The 25,956-nt window shown below is 64.9% G+C and carries 24 protein-coding genes and 2 tRNA genes; 14 read left to right on the forward strand and 12 right to left on the reverse strand.

The annotated features are described in order from the left end of the window. Positions 1–6: 6 nt before the first annotated feature. Together gspD and LOZ74_RS13725 are read right to left on the reverse strand one after the other, a co-directional pair. The gene (gspD, locus tag LOZ74_RS13720; RefSeq protein ID WP_230291626.1) at positions 7–2,220 is read right to left on the reverse strand and encodes a type II secretion system secretin GspD; all 2,214 of its coding nucleotides are present in this window, start codon (positions 2,218–2,220) and stop codon (positions 7–9) included. Beyond that, positions 2,220–2,996, reverse strand: a complete 777-nt coding sequence (locus LOZ74_RS13725) for a type II secretion system protein N (RefSeq protein ID WP_230293898.1) — start codon at positions 2,994–2,996, stop codon at positions 2,220–2,222. The genes gspD and LOZ74_RS13725 overlap by 1 nt, the downstream gene beginning before the upstream one ends. A gap of 422 nt (positions 2,997–3,418) precedes the next feature. Between LOZ74_RS13725 and LOZ74_RS13730 the strand changes: the two genes are divergently transcribed. Further along, positions 3,419–4,558: a glycosyltransferase family 1 protein gene (locus LOZ74_RS13730; protein ID WP_230293899.1), complete on the forward strand. Its 1,140-nt coding sequence runs from the start codon at positions 3,419–3,421 to the stop codon at positions 4,556–4,558. Positions 4,559–4,586: 28 nt separating this feature from the next. On the opposite strand, the gene LOZ74_RS13735 is transcribed toward LOZ74_RS13730, so the two are convergent. Both LOZ74_RS13735 and LOZ74_RS13740 read right to left on the reverse strand, forming a co-directional pair. Continuing rightward, on the reverse strand, positions 4,587–5,021 hold the full coding sequence (locus LOZ74_RS13735; protein ID WP_230280348.1) for a hypothetical protein: 435 nt from the start codon (positions 5,019–5,021) through the stop codon (positions 4,587–4,589). A 112-nt stretch (positions 5,022–5,133) separates the two neighbouring features. Beyond that, positions 5,134–5,865, reverse strand: a complete 732-nt coding sequence (locus LOZ74_RS13740) for a PadR family transcriptional regulator (protein ID WP_230291627.1) — start codon at positions 5,863–5,865, stop codon at positions 5,134–5,136. Positions 5,866–6,014: 149 nt separating this feature from the next. Between LOZ74_RS13740 and LOZ74_RS13745 the strand changes: the two genes are divergently transcribed. From LOZ74_RS13745 to LOZ74_RS13755, 3 genes are all read left to right on the forward strand, one after another. Further along, positions 6,015–7,337, forward strand: a complete 1,323-nt coding sequence (locus LOZ74_RS13745; protein WP_230291628.1) for a replication-associated recombination protein A — start codon at positions 6,015–6,017, stop codon at positions 7,335–7,337. After that, a complete protein-coding gene (locus LOZ74_RS13750; protein WP_230291629.1) occupies positions 7,337–8,215 on the forward strand; it encodes a hypothetical protein in 879 nt (292 codons plus the stop codon). Before LOZ74_RS13745 ends, LOZ74_RS13750 begins: the two co-directional genes overlap by 1 nt. 42 nt (positions 8,216–8,257) lie before the next feature. Then, positions 8,258–8,333: transfer RNA gene (locus LOZ74_RS13755), tRNA-Thr, on the forward strand. A 12-nt stretch (positions 8,334–8,345) separates the two neighbouring features. Here LOZ74_RS13755 and bdcA read toward each other — a convergent pair. Next, positions 8,346–9,059: an SDR family oxidoreductase gene (bdcA, locus tag LOZ74_RS13760; protein WP_230291630.1), complete on the reverse strand. Its 714-nt coding sequence runs from the start codon at positions 9,057–9,059 to the stop codon at positions 8,346–8,348. Between the two features lie 32 nt (positions 9,060–9,091). Further along, positions 9,092–10,018: an alpha/beta fold hydrolase gene (locus tag LOZ74_RS13765; RefSeq protein WP_230291631.1), complete on the reverse strand. Its 927-nt coding sequence runs from the start codon at positions 10,016–10,018 to the stop codon at positions 9,092–9,094. Between the two features lie 117 nt (positions 10,019–10,135). On the opposite strand from LOZ74_RS13765, the gene LOZ74_RS13770 reads away from it, so the two are divergent. Together LOZ74_RS13770 and LOZ74_RS13775 are read left to right on the forward strand one after the other, a co-directional pair. Continuing rightward, on the forward strand, positions 10,136–11,041 hold the full coding sequence (locus LOZ74_RS13770) for a LysR family transcriptional regulator (RefSeq protein ID WP_230291632.1): 906 nt from the start codon (positions 10,136–10,138) through the stop codon (positions 11,039–11,041). A 124-nt stretch (positions 11,042–11,165) separates the two neighbouring features. Further along, entirely contained in the window at positions 11,166–11,993 is an 828-nt protein-coding gene (locus tag LOZ74_RS13775) for an undecaprenyl-diphosphate phosphatase (RefSeq protein WP_230291633.1), read from the forward strand. A gap of 13 nt (positions 11,994–12,006) precedes the next feature. Here LOZ74_RS13775 and LOZ74_RS13780 read toward each other — a convergent pair whose 3' ends face one another. After that, positions 12,007–14,349 (reverse strand): hypothetical protein, encoded by a 2,343-nt coding sequence (locus LOZ74_RS13780; protein ID WP_230291634.1) that lies wholly within the window; start codon positions 14,347–14,349, stop codon positions 12,007–12,009. A gap of 207 nt (positions 14,350–14,556) precedes the next feature. After that, complete coding sequence (queF, locus tag LOZ74_RS13785) at positions 14,557–15,018, reverse strand: preQ(1) synthase (protein ID WP_230280343.1); 462 nt, start codon at positions 15,016–15,018, stop codon at positions 14,557–14,559. Positions 15,019–15,100: 82 nt separating this feature from the next. Here queF and sseA point away from each other — a divergent pair, with 82 nt between their 5' ends. The 8 genes from sseA (at position 15,101) to LOZ74_RS13825 (ending at position 22,372) form a co-directional block, all read left to right on the forward strand. Next, complete coding sequence (gene sseA, locus LOZ74_RS13790) at positions 15,101–15,949, forward strand: 3-mercaptopyruvate sulfurtransferase (protein WP_230291635.1); 849 nt, start codon at positions 15,101–15,103, stop codon at positions 15,947–15,949. Next, entirely contained in the window at positions 15,942–17,207 is a 1,266-nt protein-coding gene (gene metC, locus LOZ74_RS13795; RefSeq protein WP_230291636.1) for a cystathionine beta-lyase, read from the forward strand. The genes sseA and metC overlap by 8 nt, the downstream gene beginning before the upstream one ends. Next, positions 17,204–18,322: a mechanosensitive ion channel family protein gene (locus LOZ74_RS13800; RefSeq protein ID WP_230291637.1), complete on the forward strand. Its 1,119-nt coding sequence runs from the start codon at positions 17,204–17,206 to the stop codon at positions 18,320–18,322. The genes metC and LOZ74_RS13800 overlap by 4 nt, the downstream gene beginning before the upstream one ends. Positions 18,323–18,422: 100 nt before the next feature. After that, the gene (cobA, locus tag LOZ74_RS13805; protein ID WP_230291638.1) at positions 18,423–19,208 is read left to right on the forward strand and encodes a uroporphyrinogen-III C-methyltransferase; all 786 of its coding nucleotides are present in this window, start codon (positions 18,423–18,425) and stop codon (positions 19,206–19,208) included. Then, complete coding sequence (locus LOZ74_RS13810; RefSeq protein WP_230291639.1) at positions 19,205–19,501, forward strand: DUF2849 domain-containing protein; 297 nt, start codon at positions 19,205–19,207, stop codon at positions 19,499–19,501. Before cobA ends, LOZ74_RS13810 begins: the two co-directional genes overlap by 4 nt. A 10-nt stretch (positions 19,502–19,511) precedes the next feature. Then, a complete protein-coding gene (locus LOZ74_RS13815; protein WP_230291640.1) occupies positions 19,512–21,146 on the forward strand; it encodes a nitrite/sulfite reductase in 1,635 nt (544 codons plus the stop codon). After that, positions 21,139–21,585 carry a DUF934 domain-containing protein gene (locus LOZ74_RS13820; protein ID WP_230291641.1) on the forward strand — a complete coding sequence of 149 codons (447 nt, stop codon included), beginning with the start codon at positions 21,139–21,141 and terminating at the stop codon, positions 21,583–21,585. The genes LOZ74_RS13815 and LOZ74_RS13820 overlap by 8 nt, the downstream gene beginning before the upstream one ends. Next, positions 21,578–22,372, forward strand: coding sequence for a phosphoadenylyl-sulfate reductase (locus tag LOZ74_RS13825; protein ID WP_230291642.1), 795 nt, complete (start codon positions 21,578–21,580; stop codon positions 22,370–22,372). The genes LOZ74_RS13820 and LOZ74_RS13825 overlap by 8 nt, the downstream gene beginning before the upstream one ends. Before the next feature lie 43 nt (positions 22,373–22,415). Here LOZ74_RS13825 and LOZ74_RS13830 read toward each other — a convergent pair whose 3' ends face one another. From LOZ74_RS13830 to LOZ74_RS13845, 4 genes are all read right to left on the reverse strand, one after another. Next, complete coding sequence (locus tag LOZ74_RS13830; protein ID WP_230291643.1) at positions 22,416–23,318, reverse strand: NAD(P)-dependent oxidoreductase; 903 nt, start codon at positions 23,316–23,318, stop codon at positions 22,416–22,418. A 10-nt stretch (positions 23,319–23,328) separates the two neighbouring features. Beyond that, positions 23,329–24,492: a glutamate 5-kinase gene (gene proB / locus LOZ74_RS13835; RefSeq protein WP_370638036.1), complete on the reverse strand. Its 1,164-nt coding sequence runs from the start codon at positions 24,490–24,492 to the stop codon at positions 23,329–23,331. Between the two features lie 83 nt (positions 24,493–24,575). Then, entirely contained in the window at positions 24,576–25,658 is a 1,083-nt protein-coding gene (gene obgE, locus LOZ74_RS13840) for a GTPase ObgE (RefSeq protein WP_230280333.1), read from the reverse strand. Between the two features lie 169 nt (positions 25,659–25,827). After that, positions 25,828–25,903, reverse strand: a tRNA-Ala gene (locus LOZ74_RS13845). Between the last annotated feature and the right edge of the window lie 53 nt (positions 25,904–25,956).

The raw sequence follows: 25,956 nt of genomic DNA on the forward strand, positions 1-25,956 counted from the left end.
CCGGTCTTACTGGCCTGCGGTGGAGGCAGGAACGGGCGTCGGCTGCACCACCGGCTGCTGAACGACGGGTCCAGGCTGCTGCACCGTTCCGGCGGGCGTGATCACCGTATCGGCAGGCGTTACCGGCATCGTCGGCGGCACTGCCCCCAGATAATCGATAACCAGCTGGTCGATCGCGGGCTGACGGTCGGGATCGAAATTCTGCTGCGCGGTTCGGATCGCGCCGTAACGCTGCGCGGTCACGCGCTGGCGGTCGGCAGCGGTGCGCAGGATGGTCGGACGGATAAAGACCATCAGATTGGTCTTCACATGGCTTTTCCCGCGCGATTTGAACAATTCGCCGATCAGCGGAATATCGCCCAGCAACGGCACCTTGTGGATCGTCTTGCGCTCGTTATCGTCAAGCAATCCGCCCAGCACCAGAATCTCGCCATTGCCGACGGTGACGGTGGTGGCAATCTCGCGCTTGTTGATGATCAGCTCGTTGAAATCGTCGGATACGGGGCCCGCGATCGACGATACTTCCTGCCGCAGGTTCAGCTTGATCTCGTCCCCGGCGTTGATCTGCGGGGTGACATCCAGCGAAATGCCCACGTTCTGGCGCTGGATCGTGCGGAAGGCATTGTCGAAATTATCGGACAGCGCCTCGCCCGTAGAGATCGGGATTTCCTGACCGAACAGGATCGACGCGGGCACATTGTCGTTCGTGGTCAGATGCGGGGTGGACAGGATGTTCGAATCCGAATCCTCCTCCACCGCGTTGATCAGCACGCCAAGGTAATTGTCGCCGCCGAACTTGGTGGCATAGCCGCCCAGACCGCCACTGGTGCCCAGCACCGCCTGCGCCGCGTTTTCACGCAGCATGTCGGACACGCTGCTATTGGTGCTGGTGGTGACGGTATCGCCGTTGATCACCGTCGTCGTCTCGTCGAAACGGTCGGCCAGCAGGCCGCCCGCGATATCGATGATATTGGGCGCCACATTGGTGAAATTGGTGATGGCGAAGGGCACGTCCTCTCCGCCGATCAGGAATTGCAGCCCCAGTTCCTTGGCGACCGAATCCGAAATCTCGACGATGATCGCCTCGACCAAAACCTGGTCCTGCCGCACGTCCAGCTGGCGCACCAGCTCGGCCATCTGGCGCTGGATATTGACGGGGGCCGAAATGACGATGGCATTGGCGCCGGGGTATCGGGTGATGACCGCCGTGCCGCGTCCGCCCGACAATTCGATCACGCCCCCGCCCAGATTGCCGTCGGCGCTGGTATTTCCGCCTGCAACGGGTGTGGTCTGCCCGCCTTCGGTGCCCATGGTCGAAAGCCCGCTGGTGCGGCGCACCGTTTCGGTCGACGGCGCGGTATAGCTGCCCGATCCGCCGATCAGCTTTTCCAGCATGGCGACCATCGCGCCCGCATCGGCGTAATCCAGCCAGATCACCTTGATCTCGCTGCCCGCGGCCGCGCGATTGTCCAGCTCGCGCGCCATGCCCGACAGGCGGTTCAGCGTCTCGCGCTCTCCGCGCAGCAACAGCGAATTGGAACTGTCGACCGCGACCACGCTGGCCAGCGAACCGCCGCCGCCCTGCCCTTGCGGCACCAGCTCTGTCAGCGCCGCCGCGATTTCGCGCGCACCCGCATGGTTCAGAGCGATCATTTCGGTCGCGCTATTGTCGGTATCGATCTGTTTCAACAGCGCGCGGATGCGGCGCAAATTATCGGCATAATCGACGATGACCAGCGAATTGCCCGCGCGATTGGCCGTGATCGAACCTTCGGGGCTGACCAGAGGTTTCAGCGTGTTGACCGCCTGCTCGGCCTCCACCGCGCCAAGACGGACCACATCGGTCACCATCTGGTTGCCCGGCGCGCCCTGGCTGCCGACGCGGCTGGGCTGCGATGCGGCATTGGCGGCGGGCTGGATGCGGAACGCGCCATCCGAAGTGGGCACTGCGACCAGGCCGTTGGCGCGCAGGGTCGACAGGAAAACCTCGAAATATTCGCTGCGGGTCAGCGGACGGTCGGACACGACCGAAATCTTCTGGTTCACCCGCCCGTCGACGATAAAGGTCCGCCCCGTCACCTGCGCCGCATCGGCGACAAAGGTGCGCACATCGGCATCGCGCATGTTCAGCACATATTGCGCATGGGCAGGCGTCACGCTGGCGCAGATCGCGATGGTAGAGGTAAGAGCGGCGGCAAGCGCCTGATTGAAAACACGCATTAGGGTGCCACCGTTATATTGACCGGAACCTCGCGCCCGTCGCGCCGGACGGTGAGGGAAACTTGCGAACCGGGCGTGAACGCGCCCGAAAGCTGCGCAGCCTGTGCGGGAGAGCTGATGCGCTGTCCGCCCATGGCCACCACGATATCGCCGTCGCGCAGGCCGGCTGCGCGAAACACACTGCCGTCGCCCGCGGGCGATACCGCCATGCCGGCGAAATTGCCGCCCTGTCCCGAGGGGGCGAAGGAGACACCGGCGCGCAATTCGCTGGCCGTCATCCGGCTCTGCGCCTCGCCACCGGCAGGTTCAGGCCGCAGTGACGGCCGAACCGAAGGCTGGATCGAAGGCGCCGGCTGCGACTGATCGAGGTAAAGCAATTCGCGCGCGCCGCCGCGGCTGAGCACGACATGGTCGAATTCCAGCGCGCTGAGCGTGACGCCCGGCGACACTTCCTCGCCGATGCGGAAGATATTCTGCTCGCCGTCATTGTCCGCGATGATCGCGGTGCCCGCGCCCGTCGCCGCGTTGTACCGTATGCCATACACGGTCAGCGGCAGATCGGTGATCGTCTCTACCGGCCCCGCCTCTGCCATGATCTGCGGGGGCGTGCGGTTGAACGGATCGAACCCGCGCATCAGCGCACTGCGCACGCCATCGGGCATTACCCGCACGCTCGCCGGTCGCCAGTCGCCCAGCGGCGATACCGGCGTTACGATCATCCACAGCAGGCGCACGGCGGCGATCACGATGCCGATGGCCAGCAGCCACCAAAGCACATCGTGCAAGCTCACCCCCCGCAGGCGAGGACCGCTTTGGCCTAAACGACCGAATCGCAAGCTCTTCATCCCACCCGTCAATATCAAGGTGCCTAGACCTATGGGCCGCGCGCCTGTTGCACAAGCGGCGCAATGCCCGTTCCTGTGGCCATCGGGCCGTGATTGCGTCCGCGCCATATGCCGGATGGCAGACCCGTGACCGACATGCCCGGCACCGCCATTGTCGCAGTTTTTTGACAAATTCATGTCAAACACGGCGATCATGTTGGAAACTCGCGACGAATTGCGAGGCGTGCGGGCGCTTCCTGCCTCGCCAAAACCGCGCCATGCGTCTATGGCCCGCTGCCATGTCCCATGCAGATGCCGAAACAATGCAGAACGAAGGCACGCCCCTTTCCAGCGCAAGCCCGGCTGCGGGTCCGATGAAAGGGCTGCGCATCGCGCTGTTCAGCGGCAATTACAATTACGTGCGCGACGGCGCGAACCAGGCGCTGAACCGGCTGGTCGGCTATTTGCTGCGGCAGGGTTGCGACGTGCGCGTCTATGCGCCCAAGGTGGACGATCCCGCCTTTGAACCGACGGGCGAGCTGGTGGGCATTCCCGCCATGCCCATCCCGGGCCGCAGCGAATATCGCTTTCCGCTGGCGCTGTCTTCGGCGGTGAAGAAGGATCTGGGCCGGTTCGCGCCGCATGTGCTGCATGTCTCCAGCCCCGATATCGCCGCCCATGGCGCGGTGCGCTGGGCCCGTGCGCGCGGTATTCCGGTGCTGGCATCGGTGCATACGCGGTTCGAAACCTATCCGCGCTATTACAATATGGGCTTTATCGAACCGGCTTTGGTGGCGGGTCTGCGGCGGTTCTATAACCGCTGCGACGCGCTGGTCGCGCCATCGGAATCGATGGTCGAACTGCTGAAGCAGCAGGGCATGAACGACGATGTCTCGCTGTGGACGCGGGGCGTGGATCGCACGATTTTCTCGCCCGCCGCGCGCGATCTGGCTTGGCGGCAATCGCTGGGCATTGGCGATAATGACCGTGTGATCGGCTTCCTTGGCCGGCTGGTCATGGAAAAGGGGCTGGACGTGTTTACCGATGCCTGCGCCGAGCTGAACCGGCGCGGCGTGACGCACAGAGTGCTGGTCATCGGCGAAGGGCCTGCGCGCGAATGGTTCGAACAAAGGCTGCGGGGCGGCGTTTTTGTCGGCCATCAGACCGGCGAGGGTCTGGGCCGCGCGGTTGCGTCGATGGACATGCTGTTCAACCCCTCGGTGACCGAGACTTTCGGCAATGTCACGCTGGAGGCGATGGCCTGCGCCTTGCCCGTGGTCGCGGCGGCGGCAACGGGCAGCGAAAGCCTGGTGCGCGACGGCGTGTCGGGACGGCTGGTAAAACCGGGCGACATCGGCGGCTTTGCCGATGCGCTGGAAGCCTATTGCAGCGATACGGCACTGGCCGCAAAGCATGGCAAGGCGGGAGAGGCGCGGGCCGAGGAATTCGGCTGGGACCGGATCAATTCCGCCGTGCTCGACACCTATCGCCGCTTGCTCGCGGCGAAGGGCTGATCCCGTTTCGCCGCAGGGCAGCAGGTGCTCAGGCAATATATCCGCGCGCCAAAGCCCTGCGCGAATAGGCCAGCAGCGCCAGCAGGATCGCCCAGATCACCATGGTCACGCCCCAGTATCCCGGCCCTTCAAGGCTGGCGGGCATGGGTTTCATCGCGGAATAGATCGTCGTTACGGTCAGGCCCGCCAGCGACACCAGAAACGCCGCCACCGCCCAGCGCGAACGCGCCAGCAGCAAGACCGAACCCGCCACCGATCCCCATACGCCCAGCGCCCAGAACACGGTATGCCATGCAGGAAAGCTGGTGAAATAAGCACGTTCCTCGGCGGTGAAATTGCCCATCAGCGCCTCTGCATCCAGCTGAGTCATCGTGTAATCGAACGCGCCATAGGCGTTCCACAACAGGCTTAACCCTGCGACCACCCAAAAGCTGACCGGCACTTTTATCGCCCTGCTGGCCATGATCGTCTCCCTCCCGATACGCCCCGCAATTCGGGCGCAACCTATACCGCAGATGAACGGATTGCCAAATATGCGGGTGTTGCGGGGCGCCGAGGGGTGGGCCGGAGCGGTGTTAAAGCCGCTCGATCCGGCCCGCCGCCTCGTCAAGAATGGCGGCGATGTCGTGCGCGGTCTGGTCGGAGAAACCCTCGGCCTGCGCACGGTTGCGGGTGGCCATCAGCAAATTGCCGATGGCGCGGCGGATCGGCGGGCTTTCGCGCGCTTCGCCTTCATTCATGGCAGCAAGGCGAGAAAGGATTTTCTCGACCTTGTCCGCCTCTGCGGCCAGCGCGGTCCGGCCTTCTTCGGTCAGGGTGAACGGCTTTTTCGCGCTGTCCTCATGCCCGGCAGCCTCGGCAATCAACCCTTCGTCGGCCAGCATGGACAGGGTGGGATAGACCGCACCGGGACTGGGCGCATAACGTCCGCCGGTCAGTTCCTCGATCGCCTTGATCAGCTCGTAGCCGTGGCGCTCCTGCTTGCCGATCAGCTCCAGCAGCACCAGCCTCAACTGGCCATGGCCAAAGATCCGCTTGCCGCGTCCGCGACCACGCCCTTCGCCGAAGCCCTCGCCGATTCCGGGGCCACGACCCATCCGGCTACCACGCCCGCGGGGAGCGCGATCGCCGAAATCATCGCCAAAGCCTTTGCCCCACGGGCCGGACCCGAACGGGCCGTCGCCCCAGGGACCGGCGCGCTCGCCACGTCCGCCACGACGGCCCCCGCCGCGTTCTTCACCGCGTCCGGCGCGTTCGCCCCGTCCGCCGCAGCGTCCACCGCGACGACCCGTACGCTCGCCATCCATACTGCGGGCATCCCGAGCGCGGCCGCCCATTCGTTTTTCAAATTTCATGGTCTTCAATAACTCCATTTCGATGCTTTTAAGATATATCGTCGTTGCATCTTTGCAAGCGACAGGTGAAAATTTTTTCCGGCAACCTATCTTCGCTGGCGATGACCGACCTTTTTGCCGACGACGAAGCAGCGCAAACCCCGCCCGACGCCATCGCCCCCGATGCGCCGCTGGCCGACCGGTTGCGCCCCGCGAATCTGGGCGAAGTGATCGGGCAGGAGCATGTGACCGGCCCCGAAGGCGCGATCGGGCGCATGGTAGAGGCCGGACGGCTGACCAGCATGATCCTGTGGGGGCCGCCCGGCACGGGCAAGACCAGCATCGCGCGCCTGCTGGCCGATAGCGTGGGCATGCGATTTGCCGCCGTCAGCGCGGTGTTTTCCGGCGTGGCCGATCTGAAAAAGGCCTTTGCCGAAGCCGAGGCGATGCAAAAGGCGGGAAAGCGCACCCTGCTTTTCGTGGACGAGATTCACCGCTTCAACCGCGCGCAGCAGGACGGGTTTCTGCCCTTCGTCGAACGCGGCACGGTTACGCTGGTCGGCGCGACGACCGAAAACCCCAGCTTCGCGCTGAATGCCGCATTGCTCAGCCGCGCACAGGTGCTGATCCTCCACCGGCTGGACGCGGAAGCGCTGGCGAAACTGCTCGACCGTGCAGAGGCACTGACGGAGCGTCCCCTGCCCCTTGATGCCGATGCCCGCGCCGCATTGGTCGCCAGCGCCGACGGCGACGGGCGCTTCCTGCTCAATCAGGCGGAAACGCTCTATGCCGCAAGGATCGACGCCCCGCTGACCCCCGCCGCGCTTGGCCAGTTCCTGCAACGCCGCGTCGCCGTTTACGACAAGGACCGGGACGGACATTACAATCTGATCAGCGCCCTGCACAAAAGCCTGCGCGGATCGGACCCGCAGGCCGCGCTCTATTACCTCGCCCGCATGCTGACGGCGGGAGAGGAACCGCTTTACGTGCTGCGCCGCCTCGTCCGTTTTGCGAGCGAGGATATCGGCCTCGCCGATCCGCAGGCGCTGGTCCAGTGTCTTGCCGCCAAGGATGCGTATGATTTCCTCGGCAGTCCCGAAGGCGAACTCGCCATCGTGCAGGCCTGCCTTTATTGCGCGACCGCACCCAAATCGAACGCCGCGTACAAGGCGCAGAAGGCCGCCTTCAAAAGCGCGCGCGAAACGGGCAGCCTGATGCCACCCGCCAATATCCTCAATGCTCCGACAAAGCTGATGAAGGATGTCGGCTATGGCAAGGATTACGCCTATGACCACGATGCGGCCGACGGATTTTCGGGCGCGCATTACTGGCCCGAGGGGATGGAGGCGCAGGATTATTACCAGCCCGTCCCGCGCGGTTTCGAACGGCAAGTGATCGAGCGGATGGAGTGGTGGGCGAAGAAGCGCGCCGAACGGGGCGGCTGATGCCGCGCTTTCGCCATTTCCTTGCCATCGACTGGTCGGGCGCCGCCGTGGAACGCCCCGGCGGGATCGCGATGGCACTGGCGCATGGCGATGGCGGCGCGCCGGTGCTGGTCGATGCCGGTCCCGGCTGGTCGCGTCGGGACGTGCTGGCGTTGCTGTTGGACGGGCTGCCCGACGATACGCTCGTCGGGCTCGACCTTGGCATATCGCTGCCCTTTGCCGATTGCGGCGCATTTTTTCCCGGCTGGCGCGAAACCCCGCCCGATGCGCGCGCTTTATGGTCCCTGATCGACCATATTTGCGCCGATGACGCGCATCTTGGCGCCACAAGTTTCGTCGATCACGACGAACTCAGCGCGTTTTTCCGCCGCCATAACGGGCGCGAGGGCGCCTGCTTCCACGCGCCGGACGCCCCCCACCGCCGCGGCCGTTTCCGCGTAACCGAAGAGCGTCAGGCAGCGCTCGGCTGCTTGCCCTATTCCAATTTCAACCTAGTCGGCGCGGCGCAGGTCGGGAAATCCAGCCTGACCGGAATGCGCGTCCTGCACCGGCTGAACGGGCGTATCCCCGTCTGGCCGGTCGACCCGCTGCCCCCATCGGGCAGCGTTATCGTAGAGATCTATACCGCAATCCCCGCCATCGCCGCAGGACGGCGCGCGGGCGCGTCGAAAATCCGCAGCCATGAAGAACTTGCCGCCGCGCTGGCTTCACTGGGCAGCCCCGCACCGCATGGTAGCGGACCGATCGACGATCACAGCGCCGACGCATTGCTGTCCGCCGCATGGCTGCGCGTCGCGGCGCATGACGACGCACTGTGGAATCCACCCGGCCTGAACGATGTCGCGCAAACCGAGGGCTGGACCTTCGGCGCGCCTTGACGCAAAGAGCGCTTCCGCGAATCTGTCGCGCGATCGCAATGGGCCGGCTTAGCTCAGTTGGTAGAGCACCTGATTTGTAATCAGGGGGCCACGGGTTCGAATCCTGTAGCCGGCACCATCCCCCCCTGCATCAGGCGCCCATGCCGCCGTCGATCGTTTGCAGCGAACCGGTGATCATCGCGCCATGCGGGCCCGCGATAAAGGCGGCAAGCTCGGCCACTTCCCCGGCGCGGGCATGTCGTTTGATCGCCATGAAACTGTGCATCACACCGGCCATCGGGCCATCGGCGGGATTCATTTCGCTGTCGGTGGGGCCGGGCTGAATGCTGTTCACCGTGATGCCCCGGTCGCCGAAATCGCGCGCCAGACCGCGCACCATGCCCTGCATGGCCGACTTGGTCAGCGCATAGGCGGCGCCGCCGGCAAAGGGCATGCGGTCCCCATTGACCGATCCGATCACGATGATCCGCCCGTTATCGTTCATCCGCCGCCCCGCCTCGACCGCGGCGTGATAGGGTGCGCGGACATTGATATCGATCATCCGGTCGACATCGTCGGGATCGAGCGTCAGCGGATCGCCCATGACGAGAACGCCCGCGTTGATCACCAGAATGTCGAGCGCCCCGCGCGAGGCCACGACCTCTATCAGAGCGTCGCGCGCGGCGCTGTCGGCCCGGATCGCCTCGGCCCCGGTTTGACCGGAAAGCGCCTGCGCGGCTTCATGCGATCCGGCGTAGGTAAAGGCAGGGCGTGCACCGCCCTGCGCAAAGCGGCGTACGATGGCGGCACCGATCCCGCGGCTGCCGCCCAGAACCAGAATGTTCTTGCCTGCGAATTCGTCCATGACGGGTCCTTCCGTTGCTGTGTGAGGGGCGTTCATCGTGCCTCGTCCAGAAATGCGCGCACCAGCGCGACGGTTGCCTGCGGGTTTTCCTCCATCACCCAATGACCGGCATCGGGCACGATCCCTTCGCGCACATCCTCTGCGGCATGGCGCATGACCGTGGCCATCACCGGGCCAAAGGATTTCTCGCCCCCCAGCGCGAGGACCGGCATAGTCAGCCTGCCCCGTTCCGCCAGAATGGCGCGATTGTCTTCGGCATCGCGGTCGAACGCCGCGAACTGGGCAAAGCCGGCGTGCATCGCACCGGGCAAAGCATAAAGCGACGCGTAATGGGACCGCGCCTCTTCACCAAAGCGCGACGGATCGGCAGAGAACTCGTTCCAGAACCGGTCGAGGTAAATCCGCTCGCGCCCTGCGACGAGCCGTTCCATATCCGGCCCGCCAAAGCGGAAATGCCACAAAAGCGGGTTCTTGAGGATGTCTTCCCACGGACCGATGCCCGGTACCGGCGCGTCGATCAGTGCAAAGCGGCCTACCCGCTCGGGGTGCTGCGCGGCAAAGGCAAAGCCGACCATATTGCCGATATCATGGGTGACCAGATCGGCCCTGGCGATCTTCAGCCGGTCGAGCACGGCGGCGATATCGCCTGCCTGTGTCATCTTGTCATAGCCGCCCTCGGGCCGTGAAGAGAGCCCGAGGCCGCGCAGGTCGGGCACGATCACCGTATGATCGCGGGCCAGATCGGCTGCCATCGGCGACCACATATCGCCCGTTTCGGCATAGCCATGAAGCAATACGACCGCAGGGCCATGACCGCCGGTGCGGACATGGATGGTCACCTCTCCCGTATCGATATCGCCGGTTTCGAAACCGGCGGGGAAAGGCACGATTTGTGCAGGGCTGGGATTCGCCGCGAACATCAGCGCGGCAGCGCCCAGAAGGGACAGGTTACGAAGCATCGCTCTTCTCCGTTACAGCGGCGTTCCGAGGGGGAACGTCTGGACGGGAACTTAATTCGGGCCCATGGTCGCAACTAGCGGGCTAGCGCCGGAATCAGACGCCGGATTTTCCGAACGATGATGAAGTTCGACGGTATCGTTGCATTTGTCGCCACGGCGGAAACAGGCTCGATCAGTGCCGCATCGCGGCGGCTCGGGCTGGCCAAGTCGGTCGTCAGCAATCGTCTGGCAGAGCTGGAGCGCGTGCTGGACACGCGGCTGATCCAGCGCTCCACCCGCAGCCTCTCCCTGACCGAAAACGGGCAAAGCTTTCTGCCCCGCGCCCAGCGCATCCTGCGCGAAGCCGACGAGGCGGCGGCAGAGCTGGCCGCGCGCAGCGGCACGCTGGCAGGTCCGTTACGGCTGTCGGCACCGGTCGGTTTCGGCATACTCCACCTCGCCCCCGCGCTGTGCCGGTTTATGGAACAGCACGCCGATATCGAGGTGACGCTGGAGCTGGACGACCGGTTCGTCGATGCCGCTGCGGGCGGGTTCGACGCGGTTTTGCGGCACGGATCGGTCGGCGACAGCCGCCTGATCGCACGCAGATTGGCCACCAGCAGGCGATTGCTCGTCGCTTCGCCGGACTATTTGGCGCGCATGGGACAGCCGGAAACCCTGTCCGCGCTACAGGCCCATCGCGGCGTGCTTTACGCCATGCGTGACGGCGACTGGCGCTTTGCCGAAGGCGATGGCTGGACCGTGGTGCGACCCGCCGCCGCGCTGCGGGTGAACAACGGGCTGGTCATGCGCGAGGCGGCCCTGGCGGGACTGGGAATCACGCTGCTACCCAGCTTTTTCGTGCACGGCCAATTGCAGGACGGCACTCTCGTCGCGCTTGACGTCGGCGCTCCGGCAGAAGGGGCGGAACTGTTCATCGCCTATCCGCGCGACCATGGCGCATCGGCCAAGATCAGGGCGCTGGCCGATAGCCTGAAGGAAAGCTTCGGCGATCCGCCCTTTTGGGAACGCGACATCGCATGATGGCTGCACGAAGGCGGACCGCGCTACCATTCGGGGGCAAACGCGATCGCCCCCTTGACCTTGCCGCGCTGTGCCCGCAGCCATGTGTGCAACTGCGAAATCGCACCGGGACGATCATTTCCGCATGAGCATTATCGAAGCCATTCTCGTCGGCCTGCTTCAGGGCCTGACCGAGTTTCTGCCTATCTCGTCCAGCGCGCATTTGCGGCTGGCCGGCCCGTTTCTCTCGTCGGGCGATCCGGGCGCGGCCTTTACCGCCGTCATCCAGATCGGGACCGAGGCTGCCGTACTGCTATATTTCCGCAAGGATATCTGGCGCATTGCAGAGGCGTGGATCCGGCAATATCTGCCGCGTGCGGAAAAGCGCGATGTGGCCGATGTGCGCATGGGCTGGCTGATCATCATCGGCACGCTGCCGATCGCCATCCTAGGCGTCTTGTTCAAGGACGCGATCGAAACCTATCTGCGCAACATGTATATCACCGCGACCATGCTGATCGTGTTCGGCCTGTTGCTGGGGCTGGCCGACCGGCTGGGACAACGCAGCCGCCCGCTGGAAAATCTGACGTGGAAACACGGGCTGATCTTCGGCTTTGCGCAGGCCATGGCCCTGATCCCGGGCGTGTCGCGTTCGGGCGGTACGATCACGGCAGGGCTGGCGATGGGCTACACGCGCGAGGCGGCGGCACGCTATTCGTTCCTGCTGGCAATTCCCGCCGTGCTGGCATCGGGCTTCTACCAGCTTTACAATTATTGGGGCGACTTTACGAGCAGCATGGCCATGCCGACGATCGTGGCGACCATCGTCGCCTTCGTCTCGGGCTATGCGGTGATCATGGGCTTTTTAAAGCTGGTCAGCACGCGCAGCTATATCTCTTTCGTGATCTATCGCGTGCTTTTGGGCAGCACGATACTGGTGTTGCTGTTCACCGGCGTCATCGACCCGCTGTAACCCGGCCCCTGCATCAGAATTCGCCCGCAATCCCTGCCCGCACGGCCGTATTGCTGCCCCCGCCATAGCTGGCCCCTGCGGTCAGCGCAAAAGGCGTATCGCTGGCGATCCGGTGCATCAGCCCTGCCGATACGCCCATCTCTCCGCGAAACATGGCCACATTGCTGGCATAGCTGGTCCGCCCTGCCTCGCTGGGGAAATGCGGATTGGCCAGCGCCGCGGTGGCCGCGATGCCGCGGCGCATTTCCCTGCGGTCGAGCGCGGCGATATCGAACAGACGGTCGACCTGCCCCTGCAATTGCGCGAATTGTTCGTCGGTAACGGCCGCCACCGCCTGCATCGATGCCACCAATGACGCGGTCTGCTGCCCGGTTGCCAGCGCCGTGCCGCGGCCCAGTGTGCCGTTCGCGTCGATCGTCACCGTATAAAGCTGGCCGCTTTGCGCGCCGGTCGAACTGGCGATATCGCCGATTTTGACCGACGACCCCGTGCCGCCCAGCGCCAGCTGGTTGCTGGCCGTGGTCTTCGCGCCATAGCCGATGGCCGTGGCATAGGCATGGGCCGCCGCCGCCTCGCCGCCGATGGCAATTGCGCCCAATGCGGTGGCGCTTGAAAGTGCGCCGATGGCCGATGCACGTTCTCCCGATGCCGTTGCACGGTAACCGATGGCGCTGGTGTAGATGTTGCTGGCCGTCGCTCGCGCGCCGAGCGCCACCGAGCGCTCTCCCGAGGCGACCGATTGTGCGCCGACCGATCCCGAAAGGCTACCGCTCGCCTCGGCTTCGAAACCGAACGCGCTGGAATTGCTGGCTGTCGCCGCGCTGCGATAACCCGCCGCGGTCGAACCGGCCTGCTGAGCCAGCGCAGCGCGGCCGATGGCGGAGGAGTAATTTCCACTCGCGACGCTACCCGACCCCAACGCAAGCGCATGGCTGCCCGATGCCGTCGTTTCGAAGCCCACTGCCGACGCGGCCCGGCCTGTCGCCTGCGCCGTTTTGCCAAGCGCCATCGCTCCTTCCTGCGAGGCATTGGCCGCAGATCCCAGTGCAATGGCATCCGCACCCGTCGCGACAGGTTCGGCCCCCATGCTATTGACCGCCAGATAGGGATTGGCCCCGCCGCCGCCATCGCCGCCTTCTACCGGTTCGATGGCAGCGATGGCAGTGGCAATCGCGCTGTTCATCTGGCCAAGGTTCACCGCGTCATATTGCTGCGTGCCCGATGCGACATTGACGATCTGGCGCTGCGCGGTGCCATTGCCGACCGACACCGTATTCGCGCGGTCGGCCAGCGAACCGCTGCCCAGCGCCACCGAATTATCCGCGCCAGCCTGCGCGTTGCCGCCAATGGCCACCGCTTCGCTGCCAGCCGCGCCCGCATCGCCCAGCGCGCTATTGCTGGCAAGATGCGGATTGGCGGGGGCCGATGGCTCGATCCCCGCGATGGCCGCGGTGATGGCGCTTGTCATCTGCCCGACCGTCGCGGCATCGCCGGTATCGACGCCATCGGCCAGATTGACGATGCGGCGTTTCAGGCTCTCGTTCCCGACAGAGACAGTGTTTGCCGTATCGGCCAGCGAATTCGCGCCCAGGGCGACGGCGTTTTCCTTTTCCGCCACTGCGCCTGCGCCCAGCGCGGTGGCATTTGTGCCCGTCGCCGACGCCTGCTGCGCGCTGCCATAGGCGCCATAGCCGCCGATGGCGGTCGTGCCGGGCTCGGTCGCCTCTGCCCCCGCGCCCACGGCGGTACCGCGGAAATCGGCCAGCGCATTATCGCCCACCGCCACCGATTCGGTGCCTGCCACACTGCGCGTGCCCAATGCCGAACCGGTTGAATTCGCGGCAAAGGCAAAGCGCCCCACCGCAGTGCCGCCACGCGCATCGGCATCGCGGCCCAGCGCCACCCCGCCTTCTTCGGCATAGGCGCCATAGCCCATGGCCACGCCCGCATCGGTTTCAAAGGATGTGCCCGAACCGTTCACCACTGCATAGGCGCCGACCGCCACAGCCTGTTTCGCATTGGCCTGCGCCTGATTGCCCATCGCAATCCCGTCCTGCCGGTAGGCCGCCGCCAGATAGCCTGCGGCCAGCGAATAGGCACCGCCCGCATTGGCCGATACGCCCAGCGCCACGGCCCCGCTGGCGCCCGCGCTGCTATAGGGACCGCAAGCCAGCCGGTCAGGCTGATTGGCCGATTCCGCACCGCCGTCGGTATCGGTGGATGCCGTCGCCACGCCGTCATTATTGGTATCGAGCAGGCAATCGCGCGCCAATGCTCCATCGGCCTGCGCGCCCGCCGCCAGAACGAAACCGATACCGGCGAGCAAACGCGCACGGCCAGTCAACCGAAGATCCATGATACCCCCTGCGTCCCGTGGGAGCAGACGGTCGTAACCGGTCGACCGCAGCCCGCCACCAGACTGCCAGGGCGCGCCCCCGCCATGCCCCTCTTGGCCCATAGCGGGTGAAAAAACGGTTAATGTCAAACGCCTAAGGCGCTATCCCAACGGCGCTGCGCAGTTTTTTGCGTATGGATAAGCCTATGACGCCTGTGTCGGCTGAACTCAGCCGCGTCCGCGATAGGACGACACGCCCTGATCGGGCACCCACAGTCCTTGCGGGGCCGCGCCGCTTTGCCAGAACACATCGATGGGAATGCCGCCGCGCGGATACCAGTACCCACCGATGCGCAGCCATTCGGGCTTCATCTCGTCGAACAGGCGCTGGCCGATCCCGACGGTCACATCCTCGTGGAAACCGGCATGATTGCGGAACGAGCCAAGGAACAGTTTCAGCGATTTCGATTCGACGATCGTCTCGCGCGGGGCATAATCGATCACCAGATGGGCGAAGTCCGGCTGGCCGGTCACAGGACACAGCGATGTGAACTCGGGCGCGGCAAAGCGCACCATATAAAGCGATCCCGCGCGCGGATTGGGCACGTAATCCAGCACGGCCTGTTCGGGCGATGCGGGAAGCGCGCTGGTCTGCCCCAGATGGAGGGGCTGCTGATGTTCGTCGGCCATGTGCGCGCTTTGGCACTTTGATCCCGACTACTCAAGAGAGCGCACTTGGCGCGGCGGTATCGCATCGGCTAGCGTGGCAGGCATGACCGGATTTCTCGTTTCCACCGCATGGCTTGCGGATCATCTCGGCGATGCGGATATCGTGCTGCTCGACGCCAGCTATCACCTTGCGCCCACGGGCCGTGACGCCGCGGCGGAATTCGCGGCGGGGCATATCCCGCAGGCGCAATTCCTGAACCTTGGCGCGCTGAACGATCCGGCAGGCAGGTTCGACAATACGGTGCCCACCGCACAGCAGTTTCAGGACCGCGTCCGCGCGCTTGGCGTATCGGCAGACAGCCATGTGATTCTGTATGACGACAGCCCGCTGAAAAGCGCGGCACGGGGCTGGTTCCTGTTCACCCTGTTCGGGGCGGGCCATGTCTCCATCCTCGACGGCGGTCTGGCCAAGTGGAAGGCCGAGGGTCGGCCCGAAACGCAAGAGGTGACACAGCGGCCTGCGGGCGATTTCACCGCGGCCCCCAACCCCGACCTGCTGCGCGACAAGCAGGCGGTGCTCGCCTCGATCGGCACGGCTGCGCAAGTGGTGGACGCACGCGGCGCAGCGCGTTTCACGGCGGCGGAGCCCGAACCGCGCCCCGGCATGGCATCGGGCCATATCCCGGGCGCGCGCAATCTTCCCATCGGCTTGTTGTACGAGGCGGACGGCACGATGAAGGACGCGGGCGGGATCGAGGCGGAGTTTATCGGCGCGGGCGTCGATCTGGCACGGCCGGTGATCACTTCGTGCGGTTCGGGCGTGACGGCGGCCGTGCTCAGCCTTGCGCTGGCTCGGCTCGGCAAGACCGATGTGGCGCTTTACGATGGCAGCTGGTCCGAATGGGGCAGCGATCCCGCCACCCCCAAGGCCGAGAGGCCGGCCGTTGGCTGACGATCAGGATAATCAGCACCGCACCGCGACCCGCGTGGTCGAGGCCGGACGGCGCAAGCAATGGACCAGCGTGCCCGATCTGGCCGGCGGCGTGGTCAATCCCCCCGTCTGGCGGGCCAGCACACATCTGTACGAAAACTGCGCCGCACTGAAAGAGGCAGCGGCCAGCGCCAACGAGGACGGAAGGTTCTATTACGGCCGCCGCGGTGCGCCGACGCAATGGGCATTGGCAGAGGCGCTGACGGGACTGGAGGAAGGCGCCTATGGCACCATGCTCTACCCATCGGGCGTGGCGGCGATCACGGGTGCCTATCTGGCGGTGCTGCGCCCCGGCGAGCGGTTGCTGATCACCGACAATGCCTATGACCCGTCGCGCAATATCGGCACGGGATTGATGAAGAATTTCGGCGTAAAGCCCGAATTCTTCGACCCGCTGGATATAGAGGCGTTCCGCGCCCTGTGCGCGCAGGACGGCAAGATCGGCGCGGTCCTGCTGGAAGCGCCCGGCAGCCTCACGTTCGAAATGTGCGACGTTCCCGCCCTTGCCGCCATTGCAAAGGCAGCGGGCGCATGGGTGCTGATCGACAATACCTGGGCGGGGCCGACCGGTTTTTCCGGCATTCCCCATGGCTGCGACGGGGTGATCACCGCGCTGACGAAGCATGTGGGCGGACATTCCGATCTGATGATGGGCGCGGTGTCGGGGACGGAACGGCTGTATCGCCGCCTGCGCCGCACCGCGCAGCAACTGGGCACGGTCGTGTCGCCCGACGATGCCGCATTGGCGCTGCGGGGCCTGCGCACTTTGGACCTGCGGCTGAGGCAGGAAGCGGCCAGCGCGCTGGAAATCGCACAATGGCTGGCAAAGCGTCCGGAAGTCGCCGCCGTGCTGTGCCCCATGCTGGCGGGCGCACCGGGCCATGATCTGTGGCGCCGCGATTTTACCGGTGGCTGCGGGCTGTTTGCCTTTGTTCTGAAGGGGCGCGACGCGGCGGCCCGCGCGCGGCTGATCGATGCGCTGGACCTGTTCGGTATTGGCTATAGCTGGGGCGGGTTCGAAAGCCTTGCCCTGCCCGTCGATCCTGAAACCTGCCGTTCGGTCCGTGCATGGCCGCCCGTCGGCAATGACGCTGACGGATGGGCCGGATTGGACGAAGGCGACCGTTTTGCGGTACGCCTGTCGATAGGGCTTGAGGACCCGGCCGATCTGATCGCCGATCTTGAGCAGGGGTTTGCGGCGATGGAGGCAGGCGGATGACATGGGCATGGAGCGCGATCACGGCAGCGGCAAGCCCACAGGCCGCCGATAGCGCTTCGGCCGACATAGCCGCCGCAACCCAGGTCGCGACCGACACGGCAAACGATGCGGCCAGTGCCGCGCCCGCCGAACCGCTGGACGCCCCGATCGAGGGGGCCGAACAGATCAAGGAAGTGTTGCAGGAACATTCGATCACGCTGGGCGGTGTGATCGATACGCTGGACAGTTGGGGCGTGACCATCGGCGATACGCGCTTTTCGGTCTGGACCGCGCTGCTTGTGATTCTGGTGCTGGTCGGCATTTTCGTGCTGGGCCGGCTGGGTGTGCGCATGGCGCACAGGGCGCTGGACAAGTTCACCAATCTGTCGGCCACCGAACATCTGCTGGCCGACAAGCTTCTGACCCTGATGGTCTGGGCCATCGTGATCCTGATCGGGATCGATATTCTGGGCATCGACCTGACGGCGCTGGCCGTGTTTTCGGGCGCCTTCGGCCTTGCCATCGGTTTCGGCCTGCAGAAAACCTTCGGCAATCTGATCGCGGGGATCCTGTTGCTGATGGACCGGTCGATCAAGCCGGGCGACGTGATCGCGGTGTCGGATACCGCCGGGAACGAGACCTTCGGACAAATCCGCAAGATCGGCATTCGCGCGGTGTCCATCGTGACGCGCGACGAAAAGGAATATCTGATCCCGAACGAGAACCTGATGATCAATCAGGTCGAGAACTGGTCCTATTCCAGCCGCGACGTGCGCATGCAGGTCAATGTCGGCATTTCGTATAATTGCGACATCAAGCTGGCCGAAAGGCTGATGCTGGAGGCCGCGGCCAGCTGTGCGCGCGTGCTGAAAACGCCCGCGCCCAGCGTCTGGCTGTCGGGCTATGGCGATAATTCGGTCGATTTCACGATCCATTGCTGGATCCGCGATCCCGAAAACGGGCTGGGCAATATACGGTCCGAAGTGTTGAAGAAATTGTGGGACCTGTTTCAGGAAAGCGATATCGAGATTCCCTTCCCCCAGCGGGACATTAATTTGCGCGGCAATGAACAATTCGATCAGCTGGTCGCAGCCATCGGCCAAAGGCTGGACGCTTCGGGCAAACCGCCAGCCTAAGTGCCTGCAACGCCCGCATAGTTCGCCGCTAAAGCTGACCTACCCCCCCTTTTAGGCATTCTGGCTGGCACTAGGCTGTCGCAGCGACCATCTGGACGCCATGGCTCATTTCCCGCCCCATCAATCCGGTTCCGTCGGAACGGTCAGCCTTGTCGGCGCAGGACCGGGCGATCCCGAATTGCTGACCTTGCGGGCCGCGCGGCTGATCGAACGGGCCGAAGTGCTTGTCCACGACGGGCTGGTCGGGCCCGAAATCATGGCGATGGCCCCTGCTGGCGCACGGCGGATCAGCGTCGCCAAATCGCGCGCGCGCCACACGATGAAGCAGGACGAGATCAATGCCCTGCTGGTGCGCGAGGCGCTGGCCGGTCGCCATGTCGTGCGGCTGAAGGGCGGCGATCCGCTGATCTTCGGGCGCGGCGGCGAAGAGGCAGAGGCATGCCGCGCCGCGGGCGTTCCGGTCGAGATCGTTCCTGGCATTTCCGCCGCGCAGGCCGCCGGTTCGCTGGCGCAGATTCCCCTGACCCACCGCGATCATGCCAGCATCGTCAGCTTTGTCGCAGGCCAGTGCAAGGGGCTGACCGAACAGGACTGGTCGGGCCTTGCAGGCGTGGGCCGGACGCTGGTGATTTACATGGGTGTCGCAACCGCGGCACAGATTTCCGAAAAGCTGATGGAAGACGGGCTTGCCCCCGATGCCGCCGTCGCCGTGGTGGAGCGCGCCTCGCTTCCCGGCATGCGCGTCCTGCGCGGGGTATTGGCGGGCCTTCCCGAAATCGTGGCCGAGAACGATGTGCGCAGCCCTGCGCTGATCGTGATCGGCGAAGTCACGCGCGAAGGCGGCGATACCGCCCTCGCCCGAATTGCCATGGAAGCAAGAGCATGAAAATCCTGACAGGCAACGACCTCAAGACCGGAGAGGTCATCTGGTGGACCGGCACCGACTGGTCGCTCCATGTGAACGATGCGGTCGATGTGGGCGACAAGGCCGACGAAATCGCTGCGCGCGAGGAAGCCCTGCGCCGCGTCAACGTGCCCTATGCCGTCGATGCCACGACCGACGGTCAGGGTGTTCGCCCTTCGCACATCAAGGAACGCATCCGCGCCCTTGGCCCCACGGTGCGCCCCGATCTTACGCTGAAACCCGCCGACCCCGCCGCCGGCAACTGGGTGATCTAGGACATTCGCGATGTATAAATACGACAATTACGACCAGCAGATGGTCGACACCCGCGTCGAGGAATTCCGCGACCAGACCCGCCGCCGCCTGTCGGGCGAGCTGCCGGAGGAAAAGTTCCGCCCGCTGCGGTTGATGAACGGGCTCTATCTGCAATTGCATGCCTATATGCTGCGCGTCGCCGTGCCCTATGGCACGCTGTCGGGCGCGCAGATGCATGCGCTGGCCGATATCGCGCAGAAATATGACCGTGGTTACGGCCATTTCACCACCCGCCAGAACATCCAGTACAACTGGATCAAGCTGGAAGACGCGCCCGAGATTCTGGCCGATCTGGCCAAGGTCGAAATGCATGCGATCCAGACCAGCGGCAATTGCATCCGCAATATCAGTTCCGACCATTTCGCGGGCGCCGCTGCGGACGAGCTGATCGACCCGCGCCCCTATGCCGAGCTGATGCGCCAGTGGTCGAGCTTCCATCCGGAGTTCACCTATCTGCCGCGCAAGTTCAAGATCGCGGTGATCGCCAGCGATACCGACCGTGCCGCCATGCGCCTGCACGATATCGGTATCCAGATCGTCAAGAATGATGCGGGCGAAACCGGCGCTGCGTTCTATGTTGGCGGCGGCATGGGCCGCACACCGATGATCGCGCCCTGCATCAACGCGTTCGTCCCGCTCGACCGCCTCATCACCTATGCGGAGGCGTGCCTGCGCGTTTACAACCGCTATGGCCGCCGCGACAACAAGTACAAGGCGCGGATCAAGATTCTTGTCCACGAACTGGGCAAGGAGGAATACACCCGTCAGGTCGAGGAAGAATACGCCCATATGCTGGAACAGGGCGTCGAACCGCCCTTTGCCGAGCTGGAGCGTATCAAGACCTATTTCGCGGATCCCGCGTTCGAGAGCGGCCTGCCTGCCGATATCGATCGCAGCGATCCGGATTTCGCGCTGTGGGTCGACCGCAACACCCATCCGCACAAGGCCGACGGCTATGTGTCGGCGGTCATCTCGCTGAAGCCCGTGGGCGGCATCCCCGGCGATGCCAGCGTCGAACAGATGCATCTGATGGCCGACCTCGCCACGGAGTTCAGCTTTGACGAATGCCGCGTGATGCACACGCAGAATATCGTGCTGCCCCATGTGAAGATCGCGGATCTGCCCGCGCTGTTCGCACGGCTGGACGCGGCAGGCCTGTCGACGCCCAATCTGGACATGATCGACGATATCATCGCCTGTCCCGGCCTCGATTATTGCAGCCTTGCCAATGCGCGTTCGATCCCCGTCGCGCAGAAGATTTCCGAACGCTTTGCCGCCAATGGCAAGGGCGCGGAACTGGGCCAGCTGAAGCTGAAGATTTCGGGCTGCATCAATGCCTGCGGGCACCATCATGCGGGCCATATCGGCATCCTTGGCGTGGACCGCAAAGGCACCGAAAACTACCAGCTGCTGCTCGGCGGGTCAGAGGCGGAGGATACCTCGCTTGCCAAGATCACCGGACCCGGTTTCGACGAGGACGGTGTGGTAAAGGCGGTCGAGACCGTGACCGACGTCTATCTCGCGCAGCGCACCGACGGGGAGCGTTTCCTCGACACCTATCGCCGTATCGGCATGGCCCCGTTCAAGGAGGCTCTTTATGACTGACGCCAGCTTTACCGAACTCGTCCGCCTGCGCGAGGACAGCGCCAGCGATGCGCCGGCGGTGACGGTCGATTCCTTTGCCGAACAGTCGAACGCAGGCGCCGTGCGGATCGAACCGGGCGACGATGCGCGGCTGCTGTTGCCGCATCTGGACCATATCACCCGCGTCGAAATCAATTTCCCCGCATTCGGTGACGGGCGCGGCTATTCCGCGGCGCAGATCCTGCGCGAGGCGGGCTATACCGGCGAAATCCGCGCCGTGGGCGACGTGGCGGTGGACCAGCTGTTCCCCATGCGCCGGTGCGGTTTCGACGCATTCCAGCCCGACGTACCGATGAACGAGGCCGATGTGGAGGCCGCGTTCACGCGTTGGAAAAACGTCTATCAAAAGACCAGCGACACCCGCGTGCCGATCTGGGCCCAAAGGCATCAAGATGGCTGAAGCTGCACGTTCCATCGACCGTATCGACACCGGGCCGCGCTTTACGCGCGCCGATGCCGCCGCGCTCAACGCACGCTTTGCCCGTGCGAACGCGGAGGAAATCCTGCGCGCCGTGCTGATAGACGGCGTCGCGGGCAAGATCGCGCTTGTCTCCAGCTTTGGCGCGGAAAGCGCGGTGTTGCTGCATCTCGCCTCGCGCGTCGATCCGGCGGCGACCGTGCTGTTCCTCGAAACGGGCAAGCATTTTCCCGAGACGCTGGCCTATCGCGACACGCTGGTGACACGGCTGGGGCTGAAGGGCGTGGTCAATCTGCGACCCGATCCGGCGGCTCTGGCTGCCAAGGACGAAAGCGGGCTGCGCTGGTCCTATGACCCCGACGGTTGCTGCGACATTCGCAAGGTCCAGCCGTTGGCCAAGGCGCTGGCGGGTTACGATGCATCGGTCACGGGCCGCAAGGCTTTCCAGTCCGCCACCCGCGCCGATCTGCCGGTATTCGAAATCGACGAGAGCGACACGGCAGGCCGGTTAAAGGTCAATCCGCTGATCGGCTGGTCCGCCGCCGATTTGCAGGCCTATCTGGAAGAGCACGATCTGCCCCGCCACCCGCTGGTGGAGCAGGGCTATCCCTCGATCGGCTGCATGCCCTGCACCAGCAAGGTGGCCGATGGCGAAGATCCGCGTTCGGGCCGCTGGCGCGGCTGGGACAAGACGGAGTGCGGCATTCACTCCGTCCCCGGCGCAAGTGACGAGGGCGATCTGCCTCCGGGCTACGAACCCGTTTTTTAGGCCTGTTTTTTAGGCCTGTTCTTTAGTCCCGTCTGCTGAAGGGTTAGAGCCAGCCCTCCGCGCGATACCAGTCCGCGGTCTGTTTCAGGCCGTCAGGCGTGGGGATGCGGGCCTGCCACAGGCTGGCGGGCGGGTGCCTGTCCGCATGGGCCGTCCAGTCGGGATGGCACATATAGCTGGCCCGATCGGGCGTCAGCTTCGCCTTGTTCCCGCGCAGCGCACGATCCGCCCTCGCGGCAAAGGTCAACAGCGCGCGGGGCACATGCAGCGGCACGATCCTGCGCCCCATGGCCGCGCCGATCATGCGGGCGATCTCCTCATGGCTCCAGCCGTTGTCGTGCCCGTCATCGGCCTCGTAAATCGCGCCGGCTTGTGCGCCCTCCACTGCCAGCGTCAACAGCAGCCGCGCCAGATCGCCGACATGGATCATCGATGCGCGCCCGCGTGGCGGCAGGGGCACAATGCCGCTTTTCGCCGCGCGGAACAGTTCGAACATCTCGGTATCGCGGGGGCCATAGATCGCGGGCGGACGCACGATCAGGCAGTTTGTCGCCTGCGCCGCCTCGCCTTCCGCGCCTGCCTTGGACCAGCCGTAATCGGACAGTGCAGGCTCACGCGCGGCAAGAGAGGAAACATGGACGAAACGGGGCACTTCCGCCGCATTGGCCGCGTCCACCATCGCGCGCGTACCGGCGATATTGCCTGCCTGAAACCCCGCGCGGTCGGGGGCGTTGACCACACCCGCGACATGGATCGCCGCATCGCAGCCATCGCATAGTGCCGCCAGAGCCGCGTGATTGGCCAGATCGCCGCGCACCCATGTCACGCCCTTGCGCGGCGCCTGATCGCGGCGAGTCAGCGCGTTTACCGCGTGCCCCTGTTCCAGCGCGTGATCGATCAGTGTCGAGCCGACAAATCCTGTCGCGCCGGTTATGGCCAGCTTCACGGGCGGGCCTTTACCGCAGCATCACAAGCTGGTCGCGGTGCACCACGGCAGAGCGCGGGGTATAGCCCAGCACCTCTTCCTGCTCGTCGGTATGCAACCCGACCAGAGCGACGCATTCGGGCGCGTCATATTCGGACAGGCCCTTGGCGATCCATTCACCCTCGGGCCCTTCGATCCGCACGGGATCGCCGCGCACGAAACGCCCTTCGACGCGGGTGATGCCCTTGGCAAGCAGGCTGTTGCCGTCGCGCAGCGCATTGACCGCGCCTTCGTCGATCACGATCGTGCCCTTCATTCGCAAGCGCCCGCCGATCCATGCCTTGCGGCCCGTATCGTGACGGCGCGGCAGGAACAATGTGCCAATGCCATCGTCGCCATGCAGGCCGATGGCGCGCGCGATGGGCGCGTCATATTTGCCGTTGGCGATCACCAGCGCGATGCCCGCGCGCTCGGCGATTTCCACCGCGTTCACCTTGGTCCGCATGCCGCCCGATCCGATGCCCGAATCGCTGTCGCCGGTCGCCATGGCGCGCACCTCGTCGTCCACGCCCCAGACCATGGGAATGCGCGATGCGCCGGGTTCGGAGGGGTGCTTGTCATACAGACCGTCGATATCGGACAGCAGGATCACTGCTTGGGCCTTTGCCGCCTGCGCCACGCGCGCGGCCAGACGATCGTTGTCACCGAAACGGATTTCATGGGTGGCAACAGTATCGTTCTCGTTCACCACGGGAACGGCGCCGGTTTCCAGCAAGCGGTTCAAGGTGGCAGAGGCATTGAGATAGCGGCGGCGACCTTCCAGATCCTCCAGCGTGATCAGAACCTGCGCGGCGACAATCTCGTGGTTGCCCAGCAATTCGGCCCACAGGCTGGACAAGGCGATCTGCCCCACCGCGGCGCTGGCCTGCGCATCGGCAAGGCTGCCACGCCCGCCCTTTTCAAGGCCGAGGATCGCCGCGCCCAGCGCGATCGCGCCGGACGATACGATGATCACTTCCTGCCCGCGGTCGCGCGCCTGCGCAATCTCGTTGGCCAGCCCCGTGAGCCATTTACGGCGCGGCTTGCCGTCCTTTCCGACCAGCAGCGCCGATCCGACCTTCACGACCAGACGCCCGCAAGCCTCCGGCGATTGAAGGTCCGTCAGATGGGCGATCATTTCGTCGGGTTTCTGCATGACCATGCAGTTAGGCACTCATTCGCCGGATGCAAAGGGGGCTTTTCCCGACAGGCGGCCCGATCAGGAAAACGAACCGGCGATCAGATGGGCGACCAGTTGCTCTCGCCCTCGGTCCCGTCGCCCGCATCGTCCTCGCGCTCTACGCCCTTGGTCTCGGTGCTGGTGGCGGCAGGCAGGAACGACAGCACGGCATCGAGCAATTCGCTGACGCCCTGCCCGGTCGCCCCCGATACGGCGAATACTTTCTCCGCCCCCGCCTCGCGCAATTCCTGCGCAAAGCCTTCGGCCAGTTCGCGGTCGGCCAGATCCAGCTTGTTCAGCGCGACAAGGCGCGGCTTGTCCTCAAGCCCGCCGCCATAGGCTTCCAGCTCTTCCTCGACGATGCGCAGCGCCTCGGCCGGGTCCTGCCCCGGACCGCTGCCCGAAATGTCGATCAGGTGGATCAGCACGCGGCAGCGTTCGATATGGCCCAGAAAACGGTCCCCGATCCCCGCGCCATCGGCCGCACCCTCGATCAGGCCGGGAATGTCGGCCAGCACGAATTCGCGGTTCTTGTGCCGTACCACGCCCAGCTTGGGCACCAAGGTCGTGAACGCATAATCGCCCACCTTGGCACGGGTGTTCGACACCTGATTGATAAAGGTCGACTTGCCCGCATTGGGCAGCCCCACAAGGCCCACATCGGCCAGCAGCTTCAGCCGCAGCCACACCCACAATTCCTGCGCGGGCTCGCCCGGCTGGTGCTGGCGCGGGGCGCGATTGGTGCTGGTCTTGTAACTCGCATTGCCGCGACCGCCCATGCCGCCTTCCAGCAGGGTGATGCGCTGGCCGACCTCGGTAAAATCGGCGAGCACTTCTTCTTTATCGTCGGACAGGATCTGCGTGCCCACCGGCACTTCGATCACCAGCGGCGGAGCCGATGCGCCGGTGCGGTCCTTGCCCATGCCATGGCCGCCGCGCGGCGCCTTGAAATGCTGCGAATAGCGGAAATCGATCAGCGTATTCAGGCCCTGAACAGCCTCGAACACAATGTCGCCGCCGCGACCGCCATTGCCGCCGTCGGGTCCGCCATATTCGACATATTTCTCGCGCCGGAAGCTGACCGCGCCCGGCCCGCCCGCGCCGGAGCGCACGTAAATCTTGGCCTGGTCGAGAAAATGCATGGGCGATCAATCCGATGGCGGGCAAAGCGCGGAAAACTTGCCGCGCATGGCCGGAAACAGCGTCATGCCTCGCTATCCGAATAGCGGCCGGAATGGCAAGCATGCCAGATCGGGCCGGGCGACCGGCAACAGATCGCCTGTCCGGTTCGGGTCGAGGCAAATGGATGAATGGTGGAGCCGAGCGGGATCGAACCGCTGACCTCGTCATTGCGAACGACGCGCTCTCCCAACTGAGCTACGGCCCCGTTCCATTCGCTGCACCATCCGCCAAGGCCGATGTGCAAGAGCGCGCCCCTTA

The sequence above is a fragment of the Croceicoccus sp. Ery5 genome (assembly GCF_020985325.1).
Taxonomy (GTDB): Bacteria; Pseudomonadota; Alphaproteobacteria; order Sphingomonadales; family Sphingomonadaceae; genus Croceicoccus.

Coding starts and splice junctions, on each gene's coding strand:
- LOZ74_RS13750 (WP_230291629.1), top strand. CDS start 7,337: ATGCCGCGCTTTCGCCATTTCCTTGCCATCGACTGGTCGGGCGCCGCC.
- queF (WP_230280343.1), bottom strand. CDS start 15,018: ATGGCCGACGAACATCAGCAGCCCCTCCATCTGGGGCAGACCAGCGCG.
- sseA (WP_230291635.1), top strand. CDS start 15,101: ATGACCGGATTTCTCGTTTCCACCGCATGGCTTGCGGATCATCTCGGC.
- LOZ74_RS13745 (WP_230291628.1), top strand. CDS start 6,015: ATGACCGACCTTTTTGCCGACGACGAAGCAGCGCAAACCCCGCCCGAC.
- cobA (WP_230291638.1), top strand. CDS start 18,423: ATGGCTCATTTCCCGCCCCATCAATCCGGTTCCGTCGGAACGGTCAGC.
- LOZ74_RS13820 (WP_230291641.1), top strand. CDS start 21,139: ATGACTGACGCCAGCTTTACCGAACTCGTCCGCCTGCGCGAGGACAGC.
- LOZ74_RS13780 (WP_230291634.1), bottom strand. CDS start 14,349: ATGGATCTTCGGTTGACTGGCCGTGCGCGTTTGCTCGCCGGTATCGGT.
- LOZ74_RS13730 (WP_230293899.1), top strand. CDS start 3,419: ATGAAAGGGCTGCGCATCGCGCTGTTCAGCGGCAATTACAATTACGTG.
- LOZ74_RS13765 (WP_230291631.1), bottom strand. CDS start 10,018: ATGCTTCGTAACCTGTCCCTTCTGGGCGCTGCCGCGCTGATGTTCGCG.
- gspD (WP_230291626.1), bottom strand. CDS start 2,220: ATGCGTGTTTTCAATCAGGCGCTTGCCGCCGCTCTTACCTCTACCATC.
- LOZ74_RS13775 (WP_230291633.1), top strand. CDS start 11,166: ATGAGCATTATCGAAGCCATTCTCGTCGGCCTGCTTCAGGGCCTGACC.
- LOZ74_RS13740 (WP_230291627.1), bottom strand. CDS start 5,865: ATGGATGGCGAGCGTACGGGTCGTCGCGGTGGACGCTGCGGCGGACGG.
- LOZ74_RS13810 (WP_230291639.1), top strand. CDS start 19,205: ATGAAAATCCTGACAGGCAACGACCTCAAGACCGGAGAGGTCATCTGG.
- LOZ74_RS13815 (WP_230291640.1), top strand. CDS start 19,512: ATGTATAAATACGACAATTACGACCAGCAGATGGTCGACACCCGCGTC.
- obgE (WP_230280333.1), bottom strand. CDS start 25,658: ATGCATTTTCTCGACCAGGCCAAGATTTACGTGCGCTCCGGCGCGGGC.
- proB (WP_370638036.1), bottom strand. CDS start 24,492: ATGCAGAAACCCGACGAAATGATCGCCCATCTGACGGACCTTCAATCG.
- LOZ74_RS13770 (WP_230291632.1), top strand. CDS start 10,136: ATGATGAAGTTCGACGGTATCGTTGCATTTGTCGCCACGGCGGAAACA.
- bdcA (WP_230291630.1), bottom strand. CDS start 9,059: ATGGACGAATTCGCAGGCAAGAACATTCTGGTTCTGGGCGGCAGCCGC.
- LOZ74_RS13825 (WP_230291642.1), top strand. CDS start 21,578: ATGGCTGAAGCTGCACGTTCCATCGACCGTATCGACACCGGGCCGCGC.
- LOZ74_RS13800 (WP_230291637.1), top strand. CDS start 17,204: ATGACATGGGCATGGAGCGCGATCACGGCAGCGGCAAGCCCACAGGCC.
- LOZ74_RS13735 (WP_230280348.1), bottom strand. CDS start 5,021: ATGGCCAGCAGGGCGATAAAAGTGCCGGTCAGCTTTTGGGTGGTCGCA.